Here is a 24,573-nt window from a genome sequence, read left to right on the forward strand (position 1 = left end):
GTTCAAGGAGTGAGACGATGGCTGCAACCGCCCCACAAACCCGTTATCGCGTCGAAGGCATGGATTGTGCCGGCTGCGCGACGAAAATCGATGGCGCGGTGCGCCGCATGCATGGAGTCCGGGATGTGAACGTCTCGGTCACTGCCGCCACCATGACCGTCAGGCACACTGCCGAAAGCGACCTCGCCGCGATCGAAAAGAAGGTCAGGGGCCTCGGCTATTCTGTGGCTCAGCTCACGAGCGAAGCCGGACAGAACGCCAAACCGGCCGGGCACGGCACCAAAGGCGGCCATGACCACGCTGGCCACGACCATGCTGGCCGCGACCATGCCGGCACAGCCAAAGATGACCACGACGACGTGGAGGGCTTGCATGGCCACGACCACACGCCGGCCACGGGGCCGTGGTGGAACAGCGCCAAAGGCCGGCTGAGCATCGCCAGCGGCGCCGCATCGGCCGCAGCTTTTGCGATTCACTATGTCTGGCCGGCCACCGGCGTCTGGCTTTTCATTGCCGCCATGCTGATCGGACTGGTGCCGATTGCACGGCGAGCTGTGATGGCCGCGCTCGCCGGCATTCCCTTCACCATCGAAATGCTGATGACCATCGCCGCGATCGGCGCCGTCATCATCGGTGCCGGCGAGGAAGCCGCCACCGTGGTCTTCCTGTTCCTCGTCGGCGAGTTGCTGGAAGGCGTGGCCGCCGGCAAGGCGCGCTCCAGCATCCAGGCGCTGACCACGCTGGTGCCCAAGACGGCATTCCTGGAGGAGAATGGCGCCACGCGCGAAGTTCCGGCCGAAGCCCTTGGGGTTGGCGCCGTCATTCTGGTGCGGCCGGGCGATCGCATTCCAGCCGACGGCAAGATCATCGAGGGCGAAAGCGCCATCGATGAATCGCCGGTGTCGGGGGAAAGCATGCCGGTGCGCAAGGGCGTCGACGCGGACGTATTCGCCGGCACCATCAATGGCGACGGCGTGTTGCGCGTCATCGTCACGGCTGCGGCGTCCGACAACACCATCGCCCGCATCGTCAAGCTGGTCGAGGAGGCCCAGGAAAGTAAGGCGCCGACGGAACGCTTCATCGACCATTTCTCACGCTGGTATACGCCCGCCGTCGTCGCCGTGGGGGCTCTGGTGGCCGTCGTCCCGCCGCTGGCCTTCGGCGGCGACTGGAACGAATGGATCTACAAAGGCCTGGCGCTGCTGCTCATCGGCTGCCCCTGCGCGCTCGTCATATCGGTGCCGGCGGCAATCGCCGCCTCGCTCTCGGCCGGCGCCAGGCGTGGTCTTTTAATGAAAGGCGGCGCGGTGCTGGAAGGCTTGGGCAAGATCACCGCCGTGGCTTTGGACAAGACCGGGACGCTGACTGAAGGCAAGCCCGTGGTGACGGATGTCGTGGCCATCGGGATCAGCGAAAAAGAGGTGCTGTCGCTGGCCGCTGCACTCGAAACCGGATCGAGCCATCCGCTTGCCCTGGCTATCCTGCGAAAGGCCAAGGCCGATCGCGTGCCGGTGCCGCCGGCGGCGGAGGCCAAGGCGCTCGGCGGCAAGGGCGTCGTCGGTCGCATTGGCGGTAAGAACGTCTTCCTGGGCTCGCCGATCGCTGGAGGCGAGAAGGTCGCGCTGCCGGCCGAGCAGGCGGCCTGCATCGCCGAACTCAACGACCAGGGCAAGTCGGTGTCGGTGCTGCTGATCAACGATGTGCTGGCCGGTTTCATCGCCATGCGCGACGAGCCTCGGCCGGACGCGCAGGCCGGCCTGAAGGCGCTGACCGATGTTGGCATCAGGACTGTCATGCTGACTGGCGACAACCAGCGCACGGCGGCAGCAATCGGCAAGCACCTCGATATCGAGGTGCGCTCGGAACTGCTGCCCGAAGACAAGCAGCGCATTGTCGGCGAGTTGAAAGGGCAGGGGCTGACGGTCGCTAAGGTCGGCGACGGCATCAACGATGCGCCGGCGCTCGCCGCGGCCGACATCGGCATTGCCATGGGCGGCGGCACCGATGTCGCCCTGGAGACGGCAGATGCGGCGGTGCTGCATGGCCGCGTCGGCGATGTCGCGGCGATGATAAAACTGTCTCAGGCGACCATGGCCAACATCAAGCAGAACATCACCATGGCGTTGGGGCTGAAGGCGGTGTTCCTGGTGACGACCGTAGTCGGCATCACCGGCCTGTGGCCCGCCATTCTCGCCGACACAGGCGCGACGGTGCTGGTGACAGCCAACGCCATGCGGCTGTTGCGCTGGAAAGGTGGGATGTAGATTGCCGCGCCTTTATGTCGTTTGGGACGGCTCGATGAGCAACGCGCACACTGCGGAGTCGCTGAAGAAGATCAAGCGGCTGCCGATACAATTCGCCCGCGCAAGGGCTTCAAGACTCGAGAGGAACTGCCAACGCTGAAGATTGGCGAGGCTCTGGTCTCGGTAGTCGGCGAGGACAATGTGCCGACCGAAGTCGAAAAGGTGAAGGTGATCATGCCCGCCGGGCAGATTGGACCGATTTCAGATGAAGAGCGCCAGGTCGTGCTTGAGTCGACACCGTTGCGGAAGAAATATCATGCCGGGCTCGCAGACCACGTCGCCGGCCGCGCTTTCAACCGGCGCAAGTTGGGGCGAGGGGCATCGACTCGGGTCCGGATGGCGAGGCAATGGAGCCTGTGCCGAACCTCTATCTGCGGCACGTTCCCTCGATCGATATCAGTGCGGCGCCGGGCAAGGGTTCCGCCCGCCGGCTGGCAGAAATGGCTGGCCGGGCGGTTGTTGCTGCCGCTGGACTGAAGATGGCTGGATTCTTATAGAATAATTCGGTGGAATTCCCAGCGTCCAATTAGCAAATCCCCCCACAGGGGCGCATTGTGGCCCGCTGTATTAAAGGGGTGGGCCATGCCGGATTTTCTCGAAATTGAATTTTTGGATGTCGAAACTCGGAAGAGTGGCGACGCGATTGCAATTCGACACTACGTCAACGGACAAGTGACTATCCAGGTGGTCGACGGCGGGTATGTCGACACCGGAGAAAAACTGGAGCAGCACATAAGAGGCAATTACGGCTCTGGTTATATCCACCACGTCCTCTGCACCCACAATGACGGCGATCATGCCGGCGGTCTTCGCCACATCCTGGAACAGTTTAATGTTGGGGCGCTTTGGATGCTACGGCCGTGGATCTATGCCGCCGAAATTGTCCACCGGTTCAATCGGTACTCGAATGCAGACAACCTGGCGCGCGCATTGAAGGACGAATTCTCAAACCTCGCCGCGCTCGAAGAGATTGCCATTCGCCGCGGGATACCAATCTTTGAGCCATTTCAGGGCGCGCAGGTCGGTATTTTTCGTGTCCTATCACCGACCAAGGCGAGATATCTTGATCTTGTTGTCGAGTCCGAGAAATCACCAGCGATCAAACAAACGATGACGTCTGGCCTCGGAAGCGTGCTCGAGTCGATCGGTCAGGTTGCGCGCGCAGCGACTAATTTGGTCAAGCGAGGATGGGGATACGAGGTCTTTTCAACCGAAGCGGTGAGTGCCGAAAACCGGATGTCGGTGGTCCAATTCACCAGGTTCGCCAACCTCACTTACTTGCTGACAGGGGACTGCAACCAAGATTCGCTTGCAGAGGCAGCGATCTACGCGCCATTCGCTGGACTTACTTTGCCGGGCATAGACAAGTTTCAGGTGCCGCATCACGGTTCGCGCAGGGGCCTATCTACTGCCATTCTTGACCAGTGGCTCGGGCCTCGCCTTGCGCAGATGCCAGCCGCAGGACAGGAGCTGTTCTCGGCAATTATCAGCTCGGCGAAGGCCGACGCCGATCACCCGCGAAAAGCAGTGATAAGAGCGATGAAGCATCGCGGAGCGAGGGTGCTCACCACCGAAGGCGGTAACGTGCGAACTGGTTACAATGCTCCTGATCGAGCGGATATGGGGCCAGCGACCCAGGAGCCGTATCCGGATGAGATCGAAGAATAACGACGGATGGGGTCAGATGATGGGTTTTCTCGACGCCTATAGTATCCGCGCGCGGCTTCTCCCGGCGATTTGGGCCATTGCTCCGGCATTAGCGCTTGCGACTGTCGCGGTCACTTGGAACACTTTCAGCTTGCCTCAGGCGATCACGACGGTCTCGGTCGCGGTGATCTTTGTCGGCTTCTCGGACATAGCGCGCAGGTTCGGCAAAAAGGCTGAACGCGAGATTTTCAAAACCACAGGCGGTCGCCCGACTATCACATTGCTTCGGCGCGGAGACCCGCAATTTGCCAACGAGACGAAGGACCGATATCGGAATTTCTTGGCAAAACAGCTTGGCGAACCAGGCCCTGCGGGCGAGATGGAGCTCGACAATCCGCGCAGCGCGGATGGCTTCTACGAGAGATGCGGAAACTGGCTCCGAGAGAGAACTCGTGACACTGCGAGGTTCAAAATCTTGTTCGAGGAAAACAAAACCTATGGGTTCCGCCGCAATTTGTACGGCGCGAAGTGGCCTGCGCTGACGCTCAACTCATTGGTGGTGGGTATCTGTCTGCTCATCATCTCACGAAAAATGAATGTCCCAAACGACCCTTCTCTCCTCCAAGTCTTCACTGTTTTAGTCATCGCTGCAATCCACGCAGGATTCTTCTTCTTTTTCGTTGGTAAAAAAACGGTCCTTGAAGCTTCCGACCAATACGAACGGCAGCTCATTCTAAGCTGTGAAACTTTAATGTCAGAAGCGGGGGACAAAAGTGCTGGGCGACCCTAATAATCCATGGAGCTGGATGCCGTTTTTCATGATGGTGGTGCTGGTATCGATCGGGGGTTTTATTTCCTATCGCAGTGGAGGGCGAGAAGTCCGAAGGAGGGAGGCGCGTCACGAAAGGATGGCCACGCGGTTGGATGCCTTTTTGACATCTACAAGATGGAGCCTCGGCACCGCGAGGAAAATATGAGGTACATCAGATACGGCGATCAGTTTGAGCTTCAGGTTCACAACGCCAGCTATTCTCTGATGACCCTGATGGCAGCGATATTAGGTGTTCTCAGTCTCGCAGTAACCATATATTTTTGGGTTAGCCGCTGGCTGCAGGTCTCAAGCTTATTTGTGAGTACTGCTTTCGCCCAAAGTGCAGCAGCCCCGGCGACGCCGCCCAAGCCAGACTTGGGTTGGATGATCCCGTATTTGGCGCTAATGGTAATCGAATCGGGATCGCCTTTTTAGGATCAATTGGGGTGTTGTGGGTTACCAAAGACACTCCGGAGAATCAGGCAAAGTTAAAGTCGGCATCAGACATGGTAAAAATGTTTGGAGGGTTCTTTACCGGAATTGCGACCACGCTGCTCGCGCCCCACTAGCGAGAGTACGACTTCACCAAACTCTGACACCAGCCGCATTTAACCGGGAGGCAATGCTCTTCGCGGCGATGTCCCGGCGGCGGCAGAAGATTGAATAGGCCCAGCCGCGGCGTTGGAAGGCCGGCCATGCGGAATCGGTCCAACTCCCGGTTGGTAGACGGGCGCCGGCGGCGCGCATAGGATTTCATTCGATCCGGGCACATCCCGCCCACCCCTCGTGCTTGGTGAACGACTGATCTGCCCGCCGTGCCGAAAGGTGCGGCGGGCTTTTTTGCGTTTGGAACAAAGGCTTGAGACATAAAGTTTGGGTCTTCGCAGCATGTTCTCGCAGACAATTGCTGTGCGATCAGATGGCCGATCAGCCCGCGTCCCGTTCCCCGGGGTGGGCTTTTTATTAGCGGAACCTAAACATTCAAATCTTATTGAATAGGATGGTTGCGTGGGGTTTGCATGAGTGGGGCCAGGCTGGCGTTTATTCCTCCAATGGAGCCCAAGCTGGTCGCCAAGCCGCCCGGTGGCGAGGACTGGATTCACGAGATCAAGCTCGACGGCTACCGCTCCCAGATCGTCATCAATGGACCTGACGTCCGCATCTACACCAAAACCGGCCTCGACTGGTCGGCCAAGTATCGCGACCTGGTCGAAGCCGCGAAGGAACTCGATCTCGGCAGCGCGATCATCGAGGGCGAGACCATCGTCACCAACGAAGCCGGCCTGCCAGACTTTGCCGCACTTCGCAGAGCGATCACGCAGCGCCAGCATGATCTCTATCTCGGCGCCTTCGATCTGCTGCACCTCAACGGCCAGGATCTGCGCGATCTAGCTGTCGAGGAGCGGCGCGAGATCCTGCATGGATTGATCCCGACTGGCAGCCGCATCCAGTTCAGCGAGGAGATGCCTGGCGATGGTGACGCGGTGTACTATCTCGTCGACAAGGCCGGCCTCGAGGGGATCGTTTCGAAGCGCCGCGGCAGCAAGTATCGTAGCGGCCCGACGACGAACTGGCTGAACACAAAGAGCTTCACCGTCGACGAATTCGAGCTGCTGGGCGTCGAGCGTGAGCGGGGCAAAGCGGCGTTCGCACTTTTGGCCGAGCCCGGCACCGGGAACTATGCCGGTTCTGCCTTCATCACGTTGGGCCATGACATACGGGACCGACTGTGGAAGCGTGTCCAGGAACACGCCGGACCGCCGCCCAAGGCCATGAGAAGCGGCCGGCGACGCAATGGGTCAAACCCGGGGTGAAACTGCGCGTCAAGCATCTTCGTGGCGAGCACGGCCACATACGTCATGCAACGCTGTTGGGTTTCAGTGACGAGGAGTAGCCTCGGTTGGACGACTTAACCGATCGACGGTTTCGATTATGGCCTTAGCCAGCGCTTCACCCTCATGAACCGGCAAGGGACCATAGAGACCCAAGACAGCTTCCTCGCCGGCGGGACATGTCATTTCGATAGCCATGCGAACTAACTGTAGCCCTGCCCGTTCGTCGCGATCGTTTACGGCGATCTCTCTAATGCGCTTGCGGACTTCTCGGCAAAATCCTGTTCCGGCTCGCTCATGCTGGTGCTCCTGGTTGCGCGATCCGATTAAGCGCAACGCCGCCGTTGATCTTTGGTTTTCGGCTGCTCGCGCAATCAACAGATTGCCTGTAGGTTAGATCCGCGAGGGAGGCACCATGAAACGCAATCCCAGCAAATCCGGATTCGCCAAGCTCATCGCCGTCGACACCACACTGCTATCGGCAGAGCCGTTGATAGGGCTCCTCGAGCTGGAGACGGAAAGCGGCACGATTGAGCTCGCCATGAACTTCTTTCTGCTGTCGTTGAATTTCTCCAGGCCGGCGAAGGAGATGACGCGGCAACGTTTGCAGTCGAGCGTTCGCAGTGAAGCGTCCAGTCTGGACAACCCTAGCGGGGCCAGCCGAATGGTGAAGGCGCCGCGAGAACGCTCGGCTAGGGTTAGGGGCGTCATTCAGGCTTAACGGGCTCAGCAGTTTCCTGAAATTCAATTTTCGCCGTTATCTCGTTCATGGCGTAGTGTACAAACTGCTTTCCTAGATCCGTGAGCTCATAAGGTTCGACTTCGTCAAATGCCGACTTCGCCGTTCGCGGTGCATGACCTGGCGCAGATCGCTTGGCAGTTGGTTTCCTGAGAAAATTGCCATCATAGTCCGTAGGGCGATGCTGGCGGATCACGCTTCCGAGCGTCAGATCTCGGATGAGCATTTTGAAAAGATCGGCTTCCGCCGAGTCTTCCCTGACATCTGGCTTATCCAAATTGTCCCACATTGCACCCCGGGTGATACCTGGGTTTCGATAGATTTCTCCGATGACTTCAAAATGGAAATCTGAGTATAGGTCCATCCAGTCGATGAACAATTTAATGACGTCGTCGGAAGTGGTGTTGGCCGCAGCGGAGTTCGCCAAGATATTCCGGATGCGCTCGCGCTTAAATTCTGTGTCGATCGACGGCCAGTTGCGGAACGCCTTTTTCATCAGCGCCTGATATTCGGGAGACTCTATGCGCTCCTTGATAGCTTCGTCCTTCATGTCCAACCGCGCCACAATTTCCGCGATCGTCTTTCCCTTGTCACGAAGCTCGTCCTCAAGCATCTGGAGCCATTGCCTCAGAATGTTGGTGACTTGCTCCTGCTCTTGTTCAGACCAGTAGCCGACGCCAGCGGAGATCAAGCCTCCGACGAAGGGAATTGAGCCCGCAAGAGCATTTATCGCTGCTCGGGCAGCCTTCTTCTTGCCGTCCGGCTCCAGTTCATCCTTGTCGATCCTGTCGATTTCCATCGGGGGCAACGTTACGTCAGGCCCGAGCTATACGCGCGTCGAACTGCCAGCCAAAACCGATGCTGCTGGCTCTTCGAATTTCTTCAATGCGACGAATGCGAATGTTTCCTGATGCCTTCTAAGCCCATCAAACCATTCGCAAATGGCCTCACCAAGCATACCCTTGCCAGTATAAATCATCTTCTTTCCACCTGTTCGGTGGACTACTTCGTCGCCAACAGTGAAATCGTCCTCAGTCATTTCCGCCTCCATGCGTCCGAATCGCGAACTTCAGCGTGCGCTCACGCCGCGCCCCTCGCCATCGGATATGATGGACGTCCCGCAATTCACAGGGCGGGGCAGGAGGCACTGTCATCTGTGACGCTTGTGATAGGGTCGATATTTCCCGACCGGTTTTGAACTGCCTAAACGTTCTCGCCTTCGCCTTGGCCAACTCTGCCGTAATGTAGGCGGCAGACTCCTCAGTCGCTCGTCGCGTTTGTTACCGCAGTCGTGCCATTTCTTCTGGCGCGATGGCGGTGGACGCTGGGCCAGGCACCGCAGTTGGCGGAGTCCCCGTCGTTGCAACGGCCGGGCTGATGTTCACGATCTCGCTGCAGGACGGGAAGCGGCTGCATCCCCAGAACTGGCGGCCGGCAAATCTTCCTTGATGAGCCATTCGCAGCTTCATTCCCGCAGAGCACTTTGGACACCGCAGCCAGGCGCCTTGTTGAGAGACAGACTGCACCCCTAATTTCGAAACCTCGTCCATTTTCGAAGGCGCGGGCGGCGCTTCGGTGGGCGACGGCAAGTGCAGCGGCCTCCATTCCTCAATTGGGTCTGCTGTGCCGCCCCATTTCGATCTCAGGGCGTTCCACGTAACACCGGCCGCCACACCTAGCGCGATCGTGGCAGGCATGACCCAATTGCCGTGGTCTAGCCCTCCCACGCCACCATGCCAGGAGCATGCGCCGCGGCGGCCAATCGACATCGAATGCCAACCATCGCTGCACGCCCGAACACCCACGAAGGGAGACAGGCCAATCCTTGAGACTATGAACGTGAGGAAACCCACCGCGAAAGGATTCGCTACGATCGCCTTCATGGCGTCATTGGGGCAGGTTGCAGTAAGCGATACTGTTCTCGCCACTACAGGGAGACTTGATCTGAAGCGTCCACTGGCGACCTTCAAAATGGCGACCCAACGAGTTCATCTTCGCAGCCATCGCTTCGCACGCCTGGTGAGCGTTCGAACTGTCCATATCCAAATAGGCCGTTACCGTCCCGCCCCATCCCGAAACGTCACAAGGTTGAGTTGAAAATCCGGTGGAATCGACAATCTTGCAAAGCAAATAGGCACTATCGACTGCGTCGGCTGAAGCCACGGAAGGAACAAGCACCGCAAAGGCGGCTAGCATCCATTTCATTTGACCCCCCAATGTCGCCAGCTATGGCTACAGCTTACCACTCTTCGCCTTTCGACAAAATTCTGCCGTGCGATTGTTCGACACAATGAACTTCATTATTTCGCGCGATCGGACGTCCGCCATTTGAGCGGCGGCATCGAGGCTCACCCGAAGCTCCGCGGCGGCAAGCATGACGAAGTGAACCAAGCTGCCGAGACCACTTTCGAAGTTGATATCGCAGATATTCTCAGCGACATTCATCTCGGCGGCCGTTTCAATGTTCGCGTTGTCAATTGTACGCGCATCGGAAATGCTAACGCTGCCTGGCCAGATGCCCAGAATCGACAACAACAAGGCTCCAGAGCGTACGGATTTCATTGCGCTGCTCCCCCAACACGCAGCTTTGCCCGGTTCGTGAAGAGCGTCAATCCATGTCGCGCGCGTGTAGCGTGGATTCGCCGAGTGTCCCAGGAAACGTTTGGAAACCAACGCGTGAACAAGGGGCGAACGCGCTGCTACCATTTTGCTACCCAACTGGGTAGCACTGGGGATAACAGCCCGGGACGAAAGCCTCTTCTTTTTTGAGGAAGCCTTGGCAGCAAAGGGCTACAGGCGACTGGCGGGGGTATAGCGGTACGACTGTAAGCGAATTTCAAGACCGTTCGTTCAGGATGGGCCTAGACAAGGATATCATCGTTGACGAGAAAGTCGCCGAGTCGACCGCAAAGGAAACCGGAACCGTCATCGAGATTTCCGGCATTAAGTCGGTGAAGTCTCCGGACAAGCGGCTCGAAACCATCAGCCGCGTGGTGGTGGAGCGGCTTCTTCCCTACTTTGTTGACAAAGATTGCGCCTGCCCTTCCGTCGTCCGCGAGGCGAAGGACGCCTCCGGCACGCTGTCGCTCAACGACTATCTGGGCAAGGACAGCAGCCAGATTGTCGAAATGAAGGTTGAGAACGGGACGTTCTCGCTCAAGGCGAATGACGAAGAAAAGACGTTTCATGTTCGCGTCTTCAAGTTCTATTCACCGAGGGTGGCCAAGAGCAAAGTCAGCCTTGTCGCGCATCGCCGCGAGGTGACTGACAACCCGCTGCAATCCCGATTCCCGAGTTCGGCGAAGAATTCTACGAGCCGGGTCCGGATGGGGACGTATCCAAAGGCCGAAACTTCGTCATCAAAGCCTATGTGTTCGGAGACTACCTCAACGACAACGTGTCGCTGGAACGGGGCGAGTTTCGGTTCCAGACCGATGCGGATCTGCTCAGTGGGATTTCGCAGAACGATATTGAGCAGAAGGCCGCTGAGATAGCCCGGTCCGCCGTCGGGTCGGAGATTGCAGAGCGAAAGCGCCCAAGGAGGCGCGCATCGCGGACTATGTTTCGTCTGATGCGCCCTGGGCACCGCACGCTCGCGAACAAAATAGATTTCACCGCATTGCCCATGCGCCCATCCAATCAGGATATCGAATTGCACCTTCAAAAGAAGAAATACGAGAAAGAGATTGCTACGCGGAGTCAGGTTGCTGCGGTGCTGAAATCCGACAATCCCAGCGAGCTAAGCGAGAAAATCACGCAGCTGATGGAAAGCATTTCGGAGACGAGCAAGGACGATCTCATCCACTATGTCTCGATGCGCAAATGCGTGCTCGACCTGTTTTCCAAGTCGTTGGAGATAGACGGCGATGGCAAACACAAATCGGAAGGAGATGTCCAGGACATCATCATGCGGCGTAAGAAGGACTCGGAAGACCTCGACTACGATGCGCACAATCTCTGGATTCTCGACGAGCTTGAATCATCGTATGTGTCGTCGGACAAGCCGCTGAACAAAGCGAACAGTGACCGTACGGACATAACTGTGTTCAACAGGCGCGTCGCGTTTCGCGGCGAAAACCAGGCCAGCAATGCCATCACCATCTTCGAGATATTCTTCAGCAAGCTGGGACTATAGCTATACCACCAGCAGAGACGTTGAGGAACGATTAGACACTGAAGAAGCTGCAGGGCATGTCGGGCCCTAGGAAGGACAACGGATCTTTCGGCCCCAGCACATACTCGGGCCACTCCGAAGCGATGCTGTCCGCATCGGGCGCGACCGGGTTGCGCGAGCGGCTGACATGTGTGCGTGCTCGCTCGAGCAGCTCTTCGACTATCGCGATAATGGCAGCTGAGCCCAGAACGGCGGGGATCGTCAAGCGCAGAGAGTCCTCGAAATTGTCGAGGCAGATATGGACGACTTTCGGATGGAGCCTGCGCGTGGTTTCGAGAAGCCTGCCATAGTCAAACTTTCGCCCGTCATGCGCCATCAGCGCGAAGTTGTAGAGATGGCCGGGCTTGCATTCGGGCTGATTGGTCCGCGCGGCCCAAGGCCGTGTCAACACTTCCACAGTGATGCCGGCCACCGGCGACTTATCGACATGGCCGATACGTGCCCATTTGCCAGGCTCGATCTCACCCCACGGCAAGGGGTCAAGCGCGATGAAGTGCATGGTCACCGGATCGTCCGCTTGCGGCAGAACCGGAACGGCATCGTTGTAGCTGGTGCAGAAAGCCAGAAGCCCTTGTCAACGTCGCGCAGGAACTGGAGGAGCCTCGGATAGTCGTCTGCATGCCCGACCCGGAAATGGGCGCCTCAATGTCGGCCGAAGAGATCCACCTCGTAACTTCCTGAAAGCCGACCTTGCCGCCGATCCCGCTGTACGTGCAAAAGGGGACGTTACCAGTTTTCAAATTCATACTCTCGCCAAAGCCCCTAATCATCATCGCAAGTTGGGCATCTATAAGTCTTCGCGCTGAACTGGTGTAGAATTCGTGCGTGCGAATCGACCTTCCAAAGCAATCCGTAGATGCGCTCGCGGAGATCATCTCTGGCGACTCGGCAAGTGGCTATGCGTCATCGATTGGCCTGTATCGTCAGGGCTGGCGGCTGGAAGGCTTGTTCAAACGCTTCGGTGTACCCTTCGACGTGAAAGCCGAGAGCAGGGTGACGGCCACCAAGACAGCGATCCGTTGGGCCATTTTCATCGACACTGGCAACGGAGAGGTGCTCAAGCGGATCATCGAAAGCGCCGCAGATCCCCGCGACTTCATCAAGGAGCCGGAGCGGCACGCTGCCGAAGTCGATTACCTCAACGAGCACCTTTTCTACGACGGCTTGAAGCTCGCGTCGGCGGGCCGCACTATGCGACTGGTCGAGGTTCTTGTGACCGCGCCGGTGACCGGCGAGCTGTCGGACATGGCCGCCGAGTATCGACTTCGACACCGTGAGCCGGGATCTAGATCGAGCTCTTCGTGCGGCCGCCGACGACCCGGAGATCGCGGTCACTGCAGCCTGCGCTGTTGTTGAGAGCGTGTGCCGGTCCATCTTGGTCGAGTTGGAGATCTACTTCCCTGCGAAGCAGGACATCACGAGCCTTCACCGGGCGGTGCGGGATCCACTGGGGCTCAACCCTACAAGAGAACGTGCGGCGCCCGAGATCGTGAACGACGTGAAGGCTGTGCTCTCAGGTTTAGTGACGTCCGTCGAGAGCATCGGCTCGCTGCGTACACACGTCGGTGGCGCCCATGGCAAAGAGAAGGGCTTCCGTCGTATCGACGCCCGCATCGCCAAGGTGGCCATCCACTCGGCATCAGCGATAGCACTCTTAATCATCAAGATATGGCAGATAAGACATCCCTGTCAAAAGCTGCCCCTGCAAGAAAAGCCGAAGGAACCGTCATGAGTATCGGACCCATCATCCCGAAGCTGAGTCCGGATCGAGCGGACGAGGGCCTTCGCATCGCGTACCATCCGCTCGACTTTGGTGATTACAGACTTGAGCTGCAGCTGACGGGCGACGGATTGGAGAGGGCAATGAAGGCGAACTCGGACTTCGAGGTGCCGACTGAGCCGATTATCCTCGCTCGGTACAAGAAGTCGACTAGGACTCTGACGACTTATCCGGTCGGCACCACCTTCGGCGCCTATTTCTTGGAGCCCAAGTACCTACACCTCAAGACCCTCATTTTGGAGGGTGTGGTCTCACCGATGGTAGCGATGGAGGATGGGGACTACCTCTACTACGAGGAGCTGCCCAACGGCATCATCCGCGAGCCACTCGCGGGCTTCGGGCTGGCTTTTGATATGCGGTTCATCGTCGAGTCAGCCGAGCGGCAGTCCGGCGTAACGACGTTGCGGTTTTCGGAAGACAAAGGCGTGTCGCGCAAGGGCGACACGCTTTCGATGTCGTACTCACTCTTCAAAAGATTGCGCCGCGACATTAACCGCACCCACAGGCGGTCCCTCGACTTGGCGAACAAGGCCAAGCGTGAATACCTAGACGCCACGCTCAACCTGATGCTCGATCCGGAGTTCGAGCTGCCGATCGGCGACGGGACTGCGAAGCCGGTGGCTGACATCCTTGCCGAGACGCTGATCGGCAGATCTCGATCGGTGGAAGCAGAGGCAAAGGATGCGGCCCGCACCGTGAAGAAGTCGGTCAAGACGCTCGCGGAGAAAGAACCGGCTGAGCTCCTGGACCTACGTCGCGAGATCGAATTGGTATCCCTTGAGGAGCTGATTGAGCTGTTCGAGAAGAAGCTAGGTCAGGCGGGTCTACAAGAGCGTCATTGGCAGGAATTCTTTAACGGCAATGCTTTCGTCCTGCAGTTAGCTTTCAACTTACCGGCTTTGGCCTTCGGCGACCAAGTCGCGGTTGGAGGCACCAAGTTCGACGGTTCCGGCGGCAAGCTGGCTGATTACGCGATCAAGCTCGGTCTGTTCGGCAACTTGGCGTTGATCGAGATCAAGACGCCGAAGACAACGTTGCTGGAGAGAAAAACGTATCGAGGCGGTGTGCACGCGCCGTCGCAGGAGTTAGTGGGCGCCGTCACCCAGATACTCGACCAGCGCCATCAACTGCAGAACGAGATTAATAACAAGAAGGTCGCGTCGAAGGCATACGATGTCTTCACCTACGCCGTGCCCTGCATCGTGATCGCCGGCTGCGAACCCGCCACGGACGACGAGAAGAAAAGCTTCGAGCTTTATCGGAACAACCTGCGCGACGTAATCGTCATCACATTCCATGAGCTACTGGCCAAGTTGAAGGCGCTGCACGCGTTCCTGAGCAAGCCACCGAGTACGGTTGCCCCTGCAACGGACACGTTGACGCGATAGCGTCAGGATCGGCTTCGCCAACGCTCGGCCTGGTGTTGGTTGGGGATAACCAACGACCGCCTATGGTCATGTCACTACGATGCCCACACCGACCTGAATGTCTTCAACAAAAGAGCTGCATCTGGAAGCTGCCAGTCCGCTAACGGCCCCTAAACTGCCTGTCGGCAATGCGCCTATGTGCCATTGAGCCCGAACTTGCCTTAGCCAATAAACAGGACATAAAGGCGGTGCCAGTCAATCAATCCGAGCTGGGCATGGGCTGGCTATTCGCCGCGGAACGCGAGGTGATATCAGATAAGTTCGAATTGCAGTTGATCTTCGATGGCGGGCGCGGTGACTTCAAATCCGAGCGGCCTGTTGCAGATGACAGGTTCGGCAGCTAATTCAGCGCGAAGGCTGTCCAGGTGTGGCAATCCCAAAACCTTGGAGAAAGCCTCATCCACCGCCTTTCGGACCGGATCATCCGCCATATTGGGGATAGTTCTTAGATCCATTGAGGCGAGTTTTTCGTAAGAACCGGCCAGCTGTGCGAGTTGTCGCTCGGAAAGAGCCCTTACATCCAAAATTGGAAGGTTCTCAATAGTGGGTTTTTTGAACTGTACCCACGAGCCTTCCGTCGGAACTCGATGTGCTACCAAGGTGAGAAGCCCAAGTGTTGAGTTGAGCCACATCGCAATGACCTTCTCAGCACGCTCATCTTCACTGTGTAACCTAACTGGCCACCAGACATTCGACAGCCCGCGCTCAGGTAGGCGCACAGCCAACGCCCTTTGAGTATTCAGTCTGGAACGCTCGGCTATCATCACAGTGCCAGCGCGAGGCCACAGAAGGCCGATATCGCGCGCTGGTCTTCCTTTGGCAGGGGAGATACGCGGCGCGAGCCACTTGTTGGGCAGGGTTTCAATTGTGCGGATCAATTCGCCGCTGTGGCCAATCAGTGCCGGAAATGATGTGTGAGAGTTAGAAACAGTAAAGCCATCGGCAATATCACGGCGATCTGGGCCGAGAGAGGCAATTTTCCTAAGGGCTTGCATTGGAACCTCAACCGACTCATTCCGACCCGGTCGATAAAGATAGCCCTGCCGAAGCATCCATGCTGTCCGGACGAGATTTGTTTGAGCGAATGAACATCCTATCCACGGACCTTGCCGTACATCGCCCCATGGGATTTCAAGAGTCTCGCCGTATTTCTGAGCCCCAATGATAATTTCAGACAAGCCGTGGACCGGCTTCGCCGATGTGCCGACAGGCGCTGGCGCTCCACGCAATATTTCCTCGCCCAAGGCGAGAGCATGAGCGCTGTTCTTTGGATTCTGCCACAAATTGATAAAATGAGTTGTGTGGCCTCCCATCATCTGGTCGGATTCCGACTGCCCATTTCGCTTGCGCGCAATCAGCAGTATCTCGCTCAAGTCGGTATTTTCCGAAAAATTCCACCTAGTAGGGTCATGGCTTGCCACGACTGTTTCAAGCACATAGCCGTGTCGGAACAAATCGCGCGTCTTTTCCCATGCGACGCCAGTTGCTAGGGCCGCAGGCAGGACTAAGGCGATCCTTCCGCCATCTTTCAGGTGTTTGTCGGCGACGGCCGTGAAAACACTGCCCAGGCCGGCTGTGGACGATGCAGCCAGTTTGGAGGTCTTGACGCGCCGCGCCAGTTCTCCCTGCATTTCCCCACGTTCGTCCGGGAGTGATCCGAAGAGCAAATTCCCACCAACGCTGCGAACGAACGGCGGGTTCATTACGCATAAATCCAATGACGGCAGCGGTGCCGAAGATTGGTAGGTTTCCTTGCCAACTTGCTCAGCACCACCACCGCTCGTCATGAGGTCGAGTTGGGTTCGGATTGTGTCTGCCGAGATGTAGTCGATGCTTCCAAGGTAGACCTGACCCGTTTGCATTCTGCCCATTGGAAGGGAGTATAGATGCATGTTGCGAAAACAAGTTTCTGGAGCGAGCATCGCCAGCGTCGATGCGGTTAAGTGGACGGCGGACGGCAATACGTCATAGCCATACAACATTTCTTCGATAATCAGCTTATGTAGATCTCGAAGCGATTCATCGTTAACTTGCTCATCCTTGCTCATTCTAAACTTGATGAAATTGTCGGTGAGCGCTTGGCTAGCTGCCATTAACAGCGTGCCGGTGCCACAGGCCAAGTCCGCGATGCGAAATCGCCTCAAGGTCTGCGGGTCAGACCAGTCTTTGTCGTGCCATCTGTCTATGCTCAACGTTAATTTCAGCAGAAGAGTAGCGGCAGGAACCGACGTGTAATAGGTTCCCAGATATTTTGCTTCAAGCAGCAAGAGATGATAGATTCGACCCATCAAGTCGTGCCGCAACGCTGCCTTTTTAGATACAATTTCAAGCGCGCGATTTGCCAAGTGTCTTATGGCGGCGTCGCTGTCTTGATTTGACGGCATGGACAGCAGAATTTCACGCGCCACTTTAAAAATTGGCACGTAGTTGATTTCACTGATTATCATCTCCCAGTGCTGTGCCGTATCGCCTATGAAGTCACGCCTTTGCAGGAATGCCCTGATTGGCAAAACCTTCTCCTCAAGGGCGGACAGTTGCTCCTGAAATATGAACGCGTTGGCCAGCATCAATGCCGAGAGCTTTGCGGTTGTCTCGCGTCGACGATACTCAAATTGTAGTTTCGGCATGCCCCTTGGTCCCTATCCCGAGCAACTTAATCAAGCGGTCGCACGTCGCACCGCTATCGAGTAGAGCACTAGATACCTCAGCTAGCCCAACGTTCAGGGTATCGACTGCCTGTTGCAGCACGTCGTCGCGCACTATCACATCGTGCGCGCGTCGCAACTCGGCAAGAATTTCATTGACGCTCCCATGATGCCACGTTGCGTTGTCAGCATCTGTGAGTACCGAAAATTTGAGGGATGCAGAGCCAAGCTCTTGGGGCAATCGGCTGAATTGAACAGTGCGTATATACGTGGGATAAACCACCGCGATGGCTAGATGAGCAACGCCTTGATCCACACGACTTTTAGCCTGGGCAAGAACAATAAGGTCGGCGTTCGAGGTGTCGGCTACTTTGCCTTCGACAGCGCAGCGCAGCCCGCGCATTACTGCCATCACATCTGGCCTGGATCGGCCCTTCTGAAGAATTGTCTCAGGATCAGCGTCAACACCGCGTCGCCCCAAGCAGGCTGCGAGAACTGTATTTAGAACCTCTTCCCGATGACGTTCGCCCATAAATATTGTAACCCCGCAATTCAGGTAATAACGCGCCATTTATGATTAAGGTGGAGTTAAGTATGGCTAAGCCACTGATTGATAATCGTTATTCAGCAGGCGGTCTTCAATGTGGGCGTCACCGCTGGCATCGCGCCGTTCTTTTAGTAGCTTTGCCAGTTCGCCGATTGTCATGTCGCACACGGTTGGCTCTTCCGCGCGCAGCATAATTTCAGCAGGTCTTCGCAGTAGGTGCGAATGTCCCGTAATGGTCGTAGGCAATCTTTTCGTCAGAGGTCCGTTCGGCTATCGCATGGCCAGCGTGAAAGCCCAGAGGATGGCGCGAAGCCAGGAGCTGTTGGCGACGGTCGAGGCGTCGATCCGGATGCCATGGTCAAAGCTCCCGGAAACCTGAACCGATTTCTTGCTGAGAGCGGCACCTCAAATGAAAGCCGCTCCCTGAATTGGATACGGTCAAGGACGGACTTCATCCGGCCGGACAGTGCCGAGATCGAACTGGCCGTTACTGCCGCGACGAGGCCGCGCAGGTCCTTGAGAGGCTCAAGCGCCTCGGCGATCGCTTCCCGGACGATCGATACGTGTGGATCACAAGCCAATCCTCGGCGTGCTTCGCCGCGTCCCGAAGCGTTTTTGCCAGATGGCCAAGCGGAGCGACCTTCTACAACGCTTCTTCCAGCGAGCCGAGCCGGCCCTCCAGGCTGGCTGCTGGACGCTTCGACGAACAGGATCGTTCGACCGCCCGTCGAGGCCCGTCAGGAGCTTGACCGCCTCGTAAATCGAGTGGCTCTTCTCGCCGAAACCGACCCGCGCCAGCCGCGCCGGCGTCAGCAACCCGGTTTCGAGGAGTTGCGGTACCGTCCCGAGGGCGGAGTCCATCCTGCTTTCAAACTGCGGATCGCACACCGGGGGAGCTGTCAACCACCCGAACGCCTCGGCTGTATTCCCGTCATCATCCTGAAAGAGAAGGCGTACCCACGCTTCCGCCGTACCGGACAGCTTGAGGGCGTTCGGAGGATAGGCGACCGTCGGCCGCCAGTCGCCGATCTGTACACCGGAGTCGTTGAACACAGCATCAGGTACGAGAGGCGGCTTGTCCGGTCGGATCGGCTTCCTCTTCGGGAATGTCGTCGAATGACGAGTAGTTCAGATTGTAGAGTTTGGAATAGAGCCCGCCCATAGCCATCAGTTTGTCATGGTTGCCGGTCTCAATAACCTGGCCGTTCTGAAGCACGATGATGCGATCGGCACCACGGATTGTGGCGAGACGGTGGGCGATGACAAGCCCGGTGCGGCCTTCCAGGAGTTTTCTGAGAGCTTTCTGGATGAGCATTTCCGTGTAGCTGTCAATGTTGGCGGTGGCCTCGTCAAGAACAAGGATCTTGGCGTCGGCGACGAGAGCGCGGGCGAAACTGACAAGCTGGCGCTGGCCGAGAGAAAGGTTGCCGCCGCGTTCGCCGAGTTGGGTTTCATACCTGTCGGAAAGTCTCATGATGAAGTCGTGGGCGCCGACCACCTTGGCGGCCTCGATCACCTTCTCCCGCGTGGCTTCCGTCTTGTGGTAGCGGATATTTTCAAAAACCGTCCCGGTGAACAGAAACGGCTCCTGCAGCACCATAGCGATCTGAGTGCCGAGCGATTCCTGGGTGAGATCGCGCACATCATGTCCGCCAACCAGCACTTGGCCTTGCTGAACATCATAGAAGCGGTGGACGAGGGCCATCGCGCTCGATTTACCAGAGCCGGTCGGCCCGACCAAGGCGACCGTCTCGCCGGGATTAACCCGGAAAGAGACGTTTTTCAGCACCGGCTGTTTGGGATCGTACCCGAACGTGACGCTCCTGAACTCGACCGAGCCGTCCATTTCGGGCGCAAGGACCCTGGCATCCGGTTTGTCCTGGACCTCGATCCTGACGTCGAGCACATCGGTCAGGCGCTTGCCAGAGGCCATTGCGCGCTGCATGACGGAATATTGCAGAGTAAGTGAGCGAATTGGGTCAAAGAAGCGTTGGATATAGAATATGTAGGCAACCAATACGCCCACATCGACGCGGCCATTCATGATCATGGAGCCGCCGACCACAATGACGACAGCCATGGCGAGGCCGGTGAGGCCATCGACGATCGGGACCATGACCTGTGCATATTTGGCAGCGGTCAGGTGGGTCGTGAGGTCGGCATGTGCCTTGTCGTCATACAATACGAAGTTGACGTACTGGCGGTCCATGGACTGGACGGTTCGGACGCCTTGAATCGCTTCGGCCAAAGCGCCGTTGACGACTGAATTGGTCTCTTGTGCAGCCATGAAGGCCTCGCGGGCACGCGGCAGCCACACGATGCGGATAATCAACAGGGCCGGCAAGACCGAGAGCGTCAGAAAGCCGAGGTTGAAGTTGACCGACAGCATTACGAAGATGATGCCGAAGAGAAGCGCAATGTCGCCTACGGAGTAGATCGAGTTTTCGAGAAATTCGTGGATAGAGTTGACGTCACCCTGAAGGCGAGACATCAGGCGTCCTACCTCGGTTTTGTCCATGAAGGAGAGCGATACCTTCTGCAGATGGGCAAACATGGCGCGGCGGATGTCGAAGAGGACGTTCTCGGCCATTTTCCCTACCACGGTTTCTTGCGCGTAGGCGGCGCCGAAATTAACCAGAATGGCAAGCGCAAACGCGATGGCGGCCTCAAGCAGGGCGAAGGCATCAGCGCCTGCCGGAGTTATGGCGTGGTCGATCGCGTAGCGGATGATCAGCGGGATGAGAAGCTGCGTGCCAGTGAAAATCAGCAATGCGGCAAGCGAGACGACCGCCATGGCTCGGTAGGGACGAACGAAGGCCCATATGCGGCGAATGATGTTCTTGTCGAAAGCCCGGCCAAAGATCTCCTCCTCGATGCGATGGGACCCGACGACCGCGCGCGGAGGGCGTCTACCGCTATCATTCGGTTCGATTTCGAGTTCGTTGGCGTGCCGCTTGGCCATCAGGGCGCGCCTCCAAACGTGGTCGCAATGTCATCTCCCGGGCGCAACTGAAGATCATAAAGGGCCTTATACCGTCCTAGCTTGGCCAAAAGCTCTTGATGGGTGCCGCGTTCCACGATCTCGCCGTTGTCGACAAACAGAATCCGGTCGGCGTGCTTGAGTGAACTCAGCCGGTGGGCGATGATGATCGTCACCCTATCCTTGGCGAAACGCCGTATCGCCGCGCGGATGCGCTGCTCTGTGGCGGCGTCGATCGCGGCCGTTGAGTCGTCGAAAACGACGATTGATGGGCGCAACATCATCGTGCGAGCTATGGTGAGACGCTGACGCTGGCCGCCCGAGAGAGAGGCGCCACGTTCGCCGACGACCGTCTTGTAGCCAGCAGGGAGGCCGAGAATGTAATTGTGCAATTGGGCGGATTCGCTAGCGCGCTCGATCGGCTGTTCCTTCGCCCAGGGGTCGCCATAAGCGATGTTGTTCTCGATCGTGGTTGTGAACAGGAATGCATCCTGCTGTACGACCGCGACCGCCTTGCGAAGCGATGCGAGGGTGACCCCGCGGATGTCCTGCCCGTCAAGCATGATGGTGCCACCAGTGACGTCGTAAAAGCGGGGGATCAGGTGAGCAATTGTCGACTTGCCAGAACCCGGCGGACCCACGATCGCGATCGTCTCGCCCCTACGGGCGCAGAAGGTAATATTCTTTAGAATGACGCGGTTTCCGGTGCCGGGATATGCAAACGAGACATTGTCGAAGCGCAGAGTTCCTTCACCGATCTCGAGCGGTCTTGCACCGGAAGCATCCCCGATCGTGATGTCCTGGTCGAGCAGACTGAAGAGGCGCGAACCGCAAGTGTAAGCGCGGGCAAAGCCGTTGACCATCAGTCCGATCTGGCGGACGGGCATTTGCAGGATCGTCATGAACGTCAGGAACGTCGTGAGCGTTCCAACGCTGATCTGGCCGGCGATGAGTTTGTCGCAACCGACCCAGAGGACCAACCCCATGGCGACAAAGAAGGCGAGGGTCATTGCCGACGTGTTGGGCACGTACACGTCAACCTGCTCGTGCGCGAGTTCGAGCGCGTTTGTCGAGGCGATGTCGAATTTCGCCATCTCATGATCCTGTGCCGAAAACGCCCGGACAACGCGGATGCCCGCGAGATTTTCTTCCATCACGCGGCCCAGGACGGAAAGCCGCTCCTGCAGGTCGAGCCAGATGGCGCGTAGCTTAAGCTGGGTGACCGACGATCGCCAGGCTACGAAAGGCACGAAGCTCAGCGCGATCAAACCGAGCACCGGGTCGGTTGAGATCATCATGCAGGCGCCTATCCCGATCAGCATGGTGAGCAGAAAGAACCTAACCAGGGCGGTGGAAAAATACATCCGCACGCCGTCGAGATCGAGGATGCCGAGGGTGATCAGGTCGCCTGAATGCACCCGGTCGTGAAAGGAAAAGCTCAGGCGCTGGACCTTGTCGTAACAAGCAAGCCGCAGTTCGTACGCGACGTGGTGCCCGACGGCTTCGGCAAAGTAGTTTTGCGCCATCGTAAAGAGGCCGCGTAGCGTACTCGCGCCGAGCAGCAGGAGAGCAGGAGTCCAGAGGGCTTGTTCTGCAGCCGTCACCGTGACACCGCCCCCGATGGCTACCTGGGTCTGGTCGACAGCCCGGCCGAGAAGCTGGGGAATGAGCAACTGCAGGATTACGGCTACCGTCGTCGAACCGATAGCTAACGCGACCTGCCACGGGTGCCTCAAATTCATGCGCGTAATGCGCAGTAGCGTGCTCAAGCCCCGGCCCCACCCGGCCGCTTTTACATGCGCGGACGATTTGAGAGAGGTCGTGCCAACAGCATCACTGCCCACCGAGTGCTCCCGACTGAATTTTGCGCCTTCGGAAGCGAGCCGGTCGACTCACATCAAAGACGTCCCTCCAAGTTGATCCTGGCCACCATCGGCTCAAGATGCTGATCCGGCGAGTTGCGCCACGGCTTCGCTCGCTGGCATGTCGATCACCGTGATTCCGCTTGCCGCAAGGAAACGGGATTCGTTTCTGGTCAGCGTTTGCCCGTCCATTATCGCGTAACGGGGGCCTTCTGAGCGCTTCATGATCTGCCTGGCGTAAGTGCGCAGCATCTGATCATTGAAGCGGCAGCCGACGAAGAAAAAGCCCCGGTCGACGCGTCGTTCCTTGACCACGTCAGGGATAGGCGTCTGGATATCGATTTCAGTCAGGGCTTCGACATAGTCGGAATCGGCGATGAGGAAATTTGCGGCCGGCCTAATACTGCCATGTGGAGCATAGAGAACCGTCTTTGTCGCTGCTCCAGCCTCGAGTTCCCTTCCCGACAAGTCGTAAGTTCTGGTCCAAATGTCGCCAACTTCGTTCGCCCGTGTAACGCCTTGTATCTCGACGACGTCGGTTCGGCCGGCCTCTGCCAGCGCCGCGCGCATGGCGCCTTCGTACCAGCTGTCGATGATGAGGGAGAGCGGGAGTTTTGCGAGCCAGGCGTGGAGGATGCTCGGCGCCGCCGGCCCGGCAAATATATCAGTCATCCAAGCTTGAAGTGTGCGGCGATGCCGGCGTTGTTCGATGAACTGCGCGACCGACCACATATTGGTGCGGATCTTCGAGGGGGCTGGCACCCGCGTGTTGAGTGCCTCGGCAACGGCTTCGGGGGTACACGGTACAGGCAGCTCAGCAGAGCTGAGCCGGAGGAGACCCGGACCGAGATACGGGATCACCTGATCGGAGACTAACGCTCGTCTGGCCAGCTCAAGCAGCTTTCGGGCAAAACTGTCCCGGACGACGACTAGGTGGCCCGAGGTGGGGATCGTGTTCATGCTCGTTTCCTCTTGACGCCTCTCATTGACGGGCGGCATCAGTCCCCGTCGGAAAGCTTCCTTGCCTCGACGGTGATCGGCAGACGCGTATGCGGCGGAAGATCGGGAAGGAGGAGCCGCCAGCCGTTCCTGAGCGTTACGACCCCGCCCCACAGGTCCTGGTTCTCGAACTTGATAATCGGCTCCTCGAGATCCTTTTTCGGGACATACGCCGACAACCCGGCCTCAGTCCTGCGGATCATTACTTTCATGCGGCCGTTCCTTTATTGGCGTTTTCTTCGGCACTGCAGGGAGCGTCGGCTTTGTCGAGGCTCGTCAATTCACGCGCTCGCATGCCGACGACCGTCCCACGGTCGATCCATTCGACCGCGTAGATGAAGAACTGCTGTAGAAACGTGCCAATGTCGCGCACATAACCCTCTTCGCCCTTGCGCACGAGATTTTCGCCGATCTCCCTGCCAGGATAGGTGCCGTCATTCTTAATGTGGCGAGTGGCACGGACCCGCTCTCCCGGCTGAAATTGGGGGGGTCTGCGGATTTCGACCTCCTGTTCGCGTGCGGGCCGCATGGCGGTTCCTTGGTTCTCTGAGGCTAGTGTCATTGATGAGGCGCGCAGGCATTCCCCGGGGCAGCCAGTTGTGTGGGTACCCAGTGGACTCAGGCAGGAACGCAGGTCTTCGGCACAGGACACACCGAAGCACATTGCTGCGTGTCGAAAGCTCCCTCGCATTCGGTGCACTTCTGCAGATCGACCACGTAGCTCTCGCCTTTGAACTTGATCGCACCCGATGGGCATTCGAATTCGCAGGCGCCGCATTGCGTACATTGGGATGCGATGATCTTGAAAGCCATTTTGACTCCTGATT

The 24,573-nt window shown here is 58.0% G+C and carries 26 protein-coding genes; 11 read left to right on the plus strand and 15 right to left on the minus strand.

Translation table 11 applies throughout. From position 1 onward, the window contains the following. The first annotated feature begins 17 nt into the window (after positions 1-17). From AC0L2B_RS11390 to AC0L2B_RS11415, 6 genes are all read left to right on the plus strand, one after another. Complete coding sequence (locus tag AC0L2B_RS11390) at positions 18-2,264, plus strand: heavy metal translocating P-type ATPase (protein WP_473745414.1); 2,247 nt, start codon at positions 18-20, stop codon at positions 2,262-2,264. A gap of 21 nt (positions 2,265-2,285) precedes the next feature. Continuing rightward, complete coding sequence (locus AC0L2B_RS11395; protein ID WP_473745415.1) at positions 2,286-2,780, plus strand: helicase HerA-like domain-containing protein; 495 nt, start codon at positions 2,286-2,288, stop codon at positions 2,778-2,780. 105 nt (positions 2,781-2,885) lie between these two features. Further along, positions 2,886-3,971, plus strand: a complete 1,086-nt coding sequence (locus AC0L2B_RS11400; RefSeq protein ID WP_473745416.1) for a ComEC/Rec2 family competence protein — start codon at positions 2,886-2,888, stop codon at positions 3,969-3,971. 16 nt (positions 3,972-3,987) lie between these two features. Next, positions 3,988-4,740, plus strand: coding sequence for a hypothetical protein (locus tag AC0L2B_RS11405; protein WP_473511957.1), 753 nt, complete (start codon positions 3,988-3,990; stop codon positions 4,738-4,740). 1,073 nt (positions 4,741-5,813) lie between these two features. After that, complete coding sequence (locus AC0L2B_RS11410; protein ID WP_473745418.1) at positions 5,814-6,575, plus strand: ATP-dependent DNA ligase; 762 nt, start codon at positions 5,814-5,816, stop codon at positions 6,573-6,575. Positions 6,576-7,008: 433 nt separating this feature from the next. Next, positions 7,009-7,314 carry a hypothetical protein gene (locus tag AC0L2B_RS11415; RefSeq protein WP_473511952.1) on the plus strand — a complete coding sequence of 102 codons (306 nt, stop codon included), beginning with the start codon at positions 7,009-7,011 and terminating at the stop codon, positions 7,312-7,314. Here the strand turns inward: AC0L2B_RS11415 and AC0L2B_RS11420 are convergent. The 4 genes from AC0L2B_RS11420 to AC0L2B_RS11435 form a co-directional block, all read right to left on the minus strand. Next, complete coding sequence (locus AC0L2B_RS11420) at positions 7,301-8,131, minus strand: hypothetical protein (RefSeq protein WP_473745419.1); 831 nt, start codon at positions 8,129-8,131, stop codon at positions 7,301-7,303. The two genes, AC0L2B_RS11415 and AC0L2B_RS11420, sit on opposite strands and share 14 nt — an antisense overlap. A gap of 27 nt (positions 8,132-8,158) precedes the next feature. Then, positions 8,159-8,371 (minus strand): DUF2158 domain-containing protein, encoded by a 213-nt coding sequence (locus AC0L2B_RS11425; protein WP_473511949.1) that lies wholly within the window; start codon positions 8,369-8,371, stop codon positions 8,159-8,161. Positions 8,372-9,219: 848 nt separating this feature from the next. Next, positions 9,220-9,537 (minus strand): hypothetical protein, encoded by a 318-nt coding sequence (locus tag AC0L2B_RS11430; protein ID WP_473745420.1) that lies wholly within the window; start codon positions 9,535-9,537, stop codon positions 9,220-9,222. A 27-nt stretch (positions 9,538-9,564) separates the two neighbouring features. Further along, positions 9,565-9,894: a hypothetical protein gene (locus AC0L2B_RS11435; protein ID WP_473745421.1), complete on the minus strand. Its 330-nt coding sequence runs from the start codon at positions 9,892-9,894 to the stop codon at positions 9,565-9,567. Positions 9,895-10,187: 293 nt separating this feature from the next. Between AC0L2B_RS11435 and AC0L2B_RS11440 the strand changes: the two genes are divergently transcribed. Together AC0L2B_RS11440 and AC0L2B_RS11445 are read left to right on the plus strand one after the other, a co-directional pair. Further along, positions 10,188-10,826 carry a hypothetical protein gene (locus AC0L2B_RS11440; RefSeq protein ID WP_473745423.1) on the plus strand — a complete coding sequence of 213 codons (639 nt, stop codon included), beginning with the start codon at positions 10,188-10,190 and terminating at the stop codon, positions 10,824-10,826. Positions 10,827-10,891: 65 nt separating this feature from the next. Continuing rightward, positions 10,892-11,467, plus strand: a complete 576-nt coding sequence (locus tag AC0L2B_RS11445; protein ID WP_473745425.1) for a hypothetical protein — start codon at positions 10,892-10,894, stop codon at positions 11,465-11,467. A gap of 31 nt (positions 11,468-11,498) precedes the next feature. Here AC0L2B_RS11445 and AC0L2B_RS11450 read toward each other — a convergent pair whose 3' ends face one another. Next, positions 11,499-12,011: a hypothetical protein gene (locus AC0L2B_RS11450; RefSeq protein ID WP_473511940.1), complete on the minus strand. Its 513-nt coding sequence runs from the start codon at positions 12,009-12,011 to the stop codon at positions 11,499-11,501. Positions 12,012-12,331: 320 nt separating this feature from the next. On the opposite strand from AC0L2B_RS11450, the gene AC0L2B_RS11455 reads away from it, so the two are divergent. The 3 genes from AC0L2B_RS11455 to AC0L2B_RS11465 are packed head-to-tail and all read left to right on the plus strand — an operon-like array spanning position 12,332 to position 14,674. Next, positions 12,332-12,862: a hypothetical protein gene (locus tag AC0L2B_RS11455; RefSeq protein ID WP_473745427.1), complete on the plus strand. Its 531-nt coding sequence runs from the start codon at positions 12,332-12,334 to the stop codon at positions 12,860-12,862. Positions 12,863-12,881: 19 nt separating this feature from the next. Beyond that, positions 12,882-13,238, plus strand: a complete 357-nt coding sequence (locus tag AC0L2B_RS11460) for an abortive infection family protein (RefSeq protein WP_473745429.1) — start codon at positions 12,882-12,884, stop codon at positions 13,236-13,238. After that, entirely contained in the window at positions 13,235-14,674 is a 1,440-nt protein-coding gene (locus tag AC0L2B_RS11465; protein ID WP_473745431.1) for a Shedu immune nuclease family protein, read from the plus strand. The genes AC0L2B_RS11460 and AC0L2B_RS11465 overlap by 4 nt, the downstream gene beginning before the upstream one ends. 290 nt (positions 14,675-14,964) lie before the next feature. On the opposite strand, the gene AC0L2B_RS11470 is transcribed toward AC0L2B_RS11465, so the two are convergent. The 10 genes from AC0L2B_RS11470 to AC0L2B_RS11515 all read right to left on the minus strand — a co-directional run bounded on the left by AC0L2B_RS11470 (position 14,965) and on the right by AC0L2B_RS11515 (position 24,559). Then, positions 14,965-17,340, minus strand: a complete 2,376-nt coding sequence (locus AC0L2B_RS11470; RefSeq protein WP_473745432.1) for a DNA methyltransferase family protein — start codon at positions 17,338-17,340, stop codon at positions 14,965-14,967. Beyond that, positions 17,321-17,770, minus strand: a complete 450-nt coding sequence (locus AC0L2B_RS11475) for a hypothetical protein (RefSeq protein WP_473745433.1) — start codon at positions 17,768-17,770, stop codon at positions 17,321-17,323. The genes AC0L2B_RS11470 and AC0L2B_RS11475 overlap by 20 nt, the downstream gene beginning before the upstream one ends. A 186-nt stretch (positions 17,771-17,956) precedes the next feature. Continuing rightward, on the minus strand, positions 17,957-18,097 hold the full coding sequence (locus AC0L2B_RS11480) for a hypothetical protein (RefSeq protein WP_473745435.1): 141 nt from the start codon (positions 18,095-18,097) through the stop codon (positions 17,957-17,959). Positions 18,098-18,475: 378 nt separating this feature from the next. Beyond that, positions 18,476-18,958, minus strand: coding sequence for a hypothetical protein (locus AC0L2B_RS11485; protein ID WP_473745436.1), 483 nt, complete (start codon positions 18,956-18,958; stop codon positions 18,476-18,478). A 4-nt stretch (positions 18,959-18,962) separates the two neighbouring features. Then, positions 18,963-20,867 (minus strand): ABC transporter ATP-binding protein, encoded by a 1,905-nt coding sequence (locus AC0L2B_RS11490; RefSeq protein ID WP_473745437.1) that lies wholly within the window; start codon positions 20,865-20,867, stop codon positions 18,963-18,965. Further along, positions 20,867-22,729, minus strand: a complete 1,863-nt coding sequence (locus AC0L2B_RS11495; RefSeq protein WP_473745439.1) for an ABC transporter ATP-binding protein — start codon at positions 22,727-22,729, stop codon at positions 20,867-20,869. Before AC0L2B_RS11495 ends, AC0L2B_RS11490 begins: the two co-directional genes overlap by 1 nt. 93 nt (positions 22,730-22,822) lie before the next feature. Then, positions 22,823-23,707, minus strand: coding sequence for an SIR2 family NAD-dependent protein deacylase (locus AC0L2B_RS11500; RefSeq protein ID WP_473745440.1), 885 nt, complete (start codon positions 23,705-23,707; stop codon positions 22,823-22,825). A 38-nt stretch (positions 23,708-23,745) separates the two neighbouring features. Then, positions 23,746-23,958 (minus strand): putative nitrogen fixation protein NifT, encoded by a 213-nt coding sequence (gene nifT, locus AC0L2B_RS11505; RefSeq protein WP_040594248.1) that lies wholly within the window; start codon positions 23,956-23,958, stop codon positions 23,746-23,748. Next, the gene (locus tag AC0L2B_RS11510; protein WP_473547903.1) at positions 23,955-24,275 is read right to left on the minus strand and encodes a nitrogen fixation protein NifZ; all 321 of its coding nucleotides are present in this window, start codon (positions 24,273-24,275) and stop codon (positions 23,955-23,957) included. Before AC0L2B_RS11510 ends, nifT begins: the two co-directional genes overlap by 4 nt. 89 nt (positions 24,276-24,364) lie before the next feature. Further along, positions 24,365-24,559: a 4Fe-4S binding protein gene (locus tag AC0L2B_RS11515; RefSeq protein WP_473745441.1), complete on the minus strand. Its 195-nt coding sequence runs from the start codon at positions 24,557-24,559 to the stop codon at positions 24,365-24,367. Positions 24,560-24,573: the final 14 nt, after the last annotated feature.

The organism is Mesorhizobium sp. WSM4815, assembly GCF_055811575.1.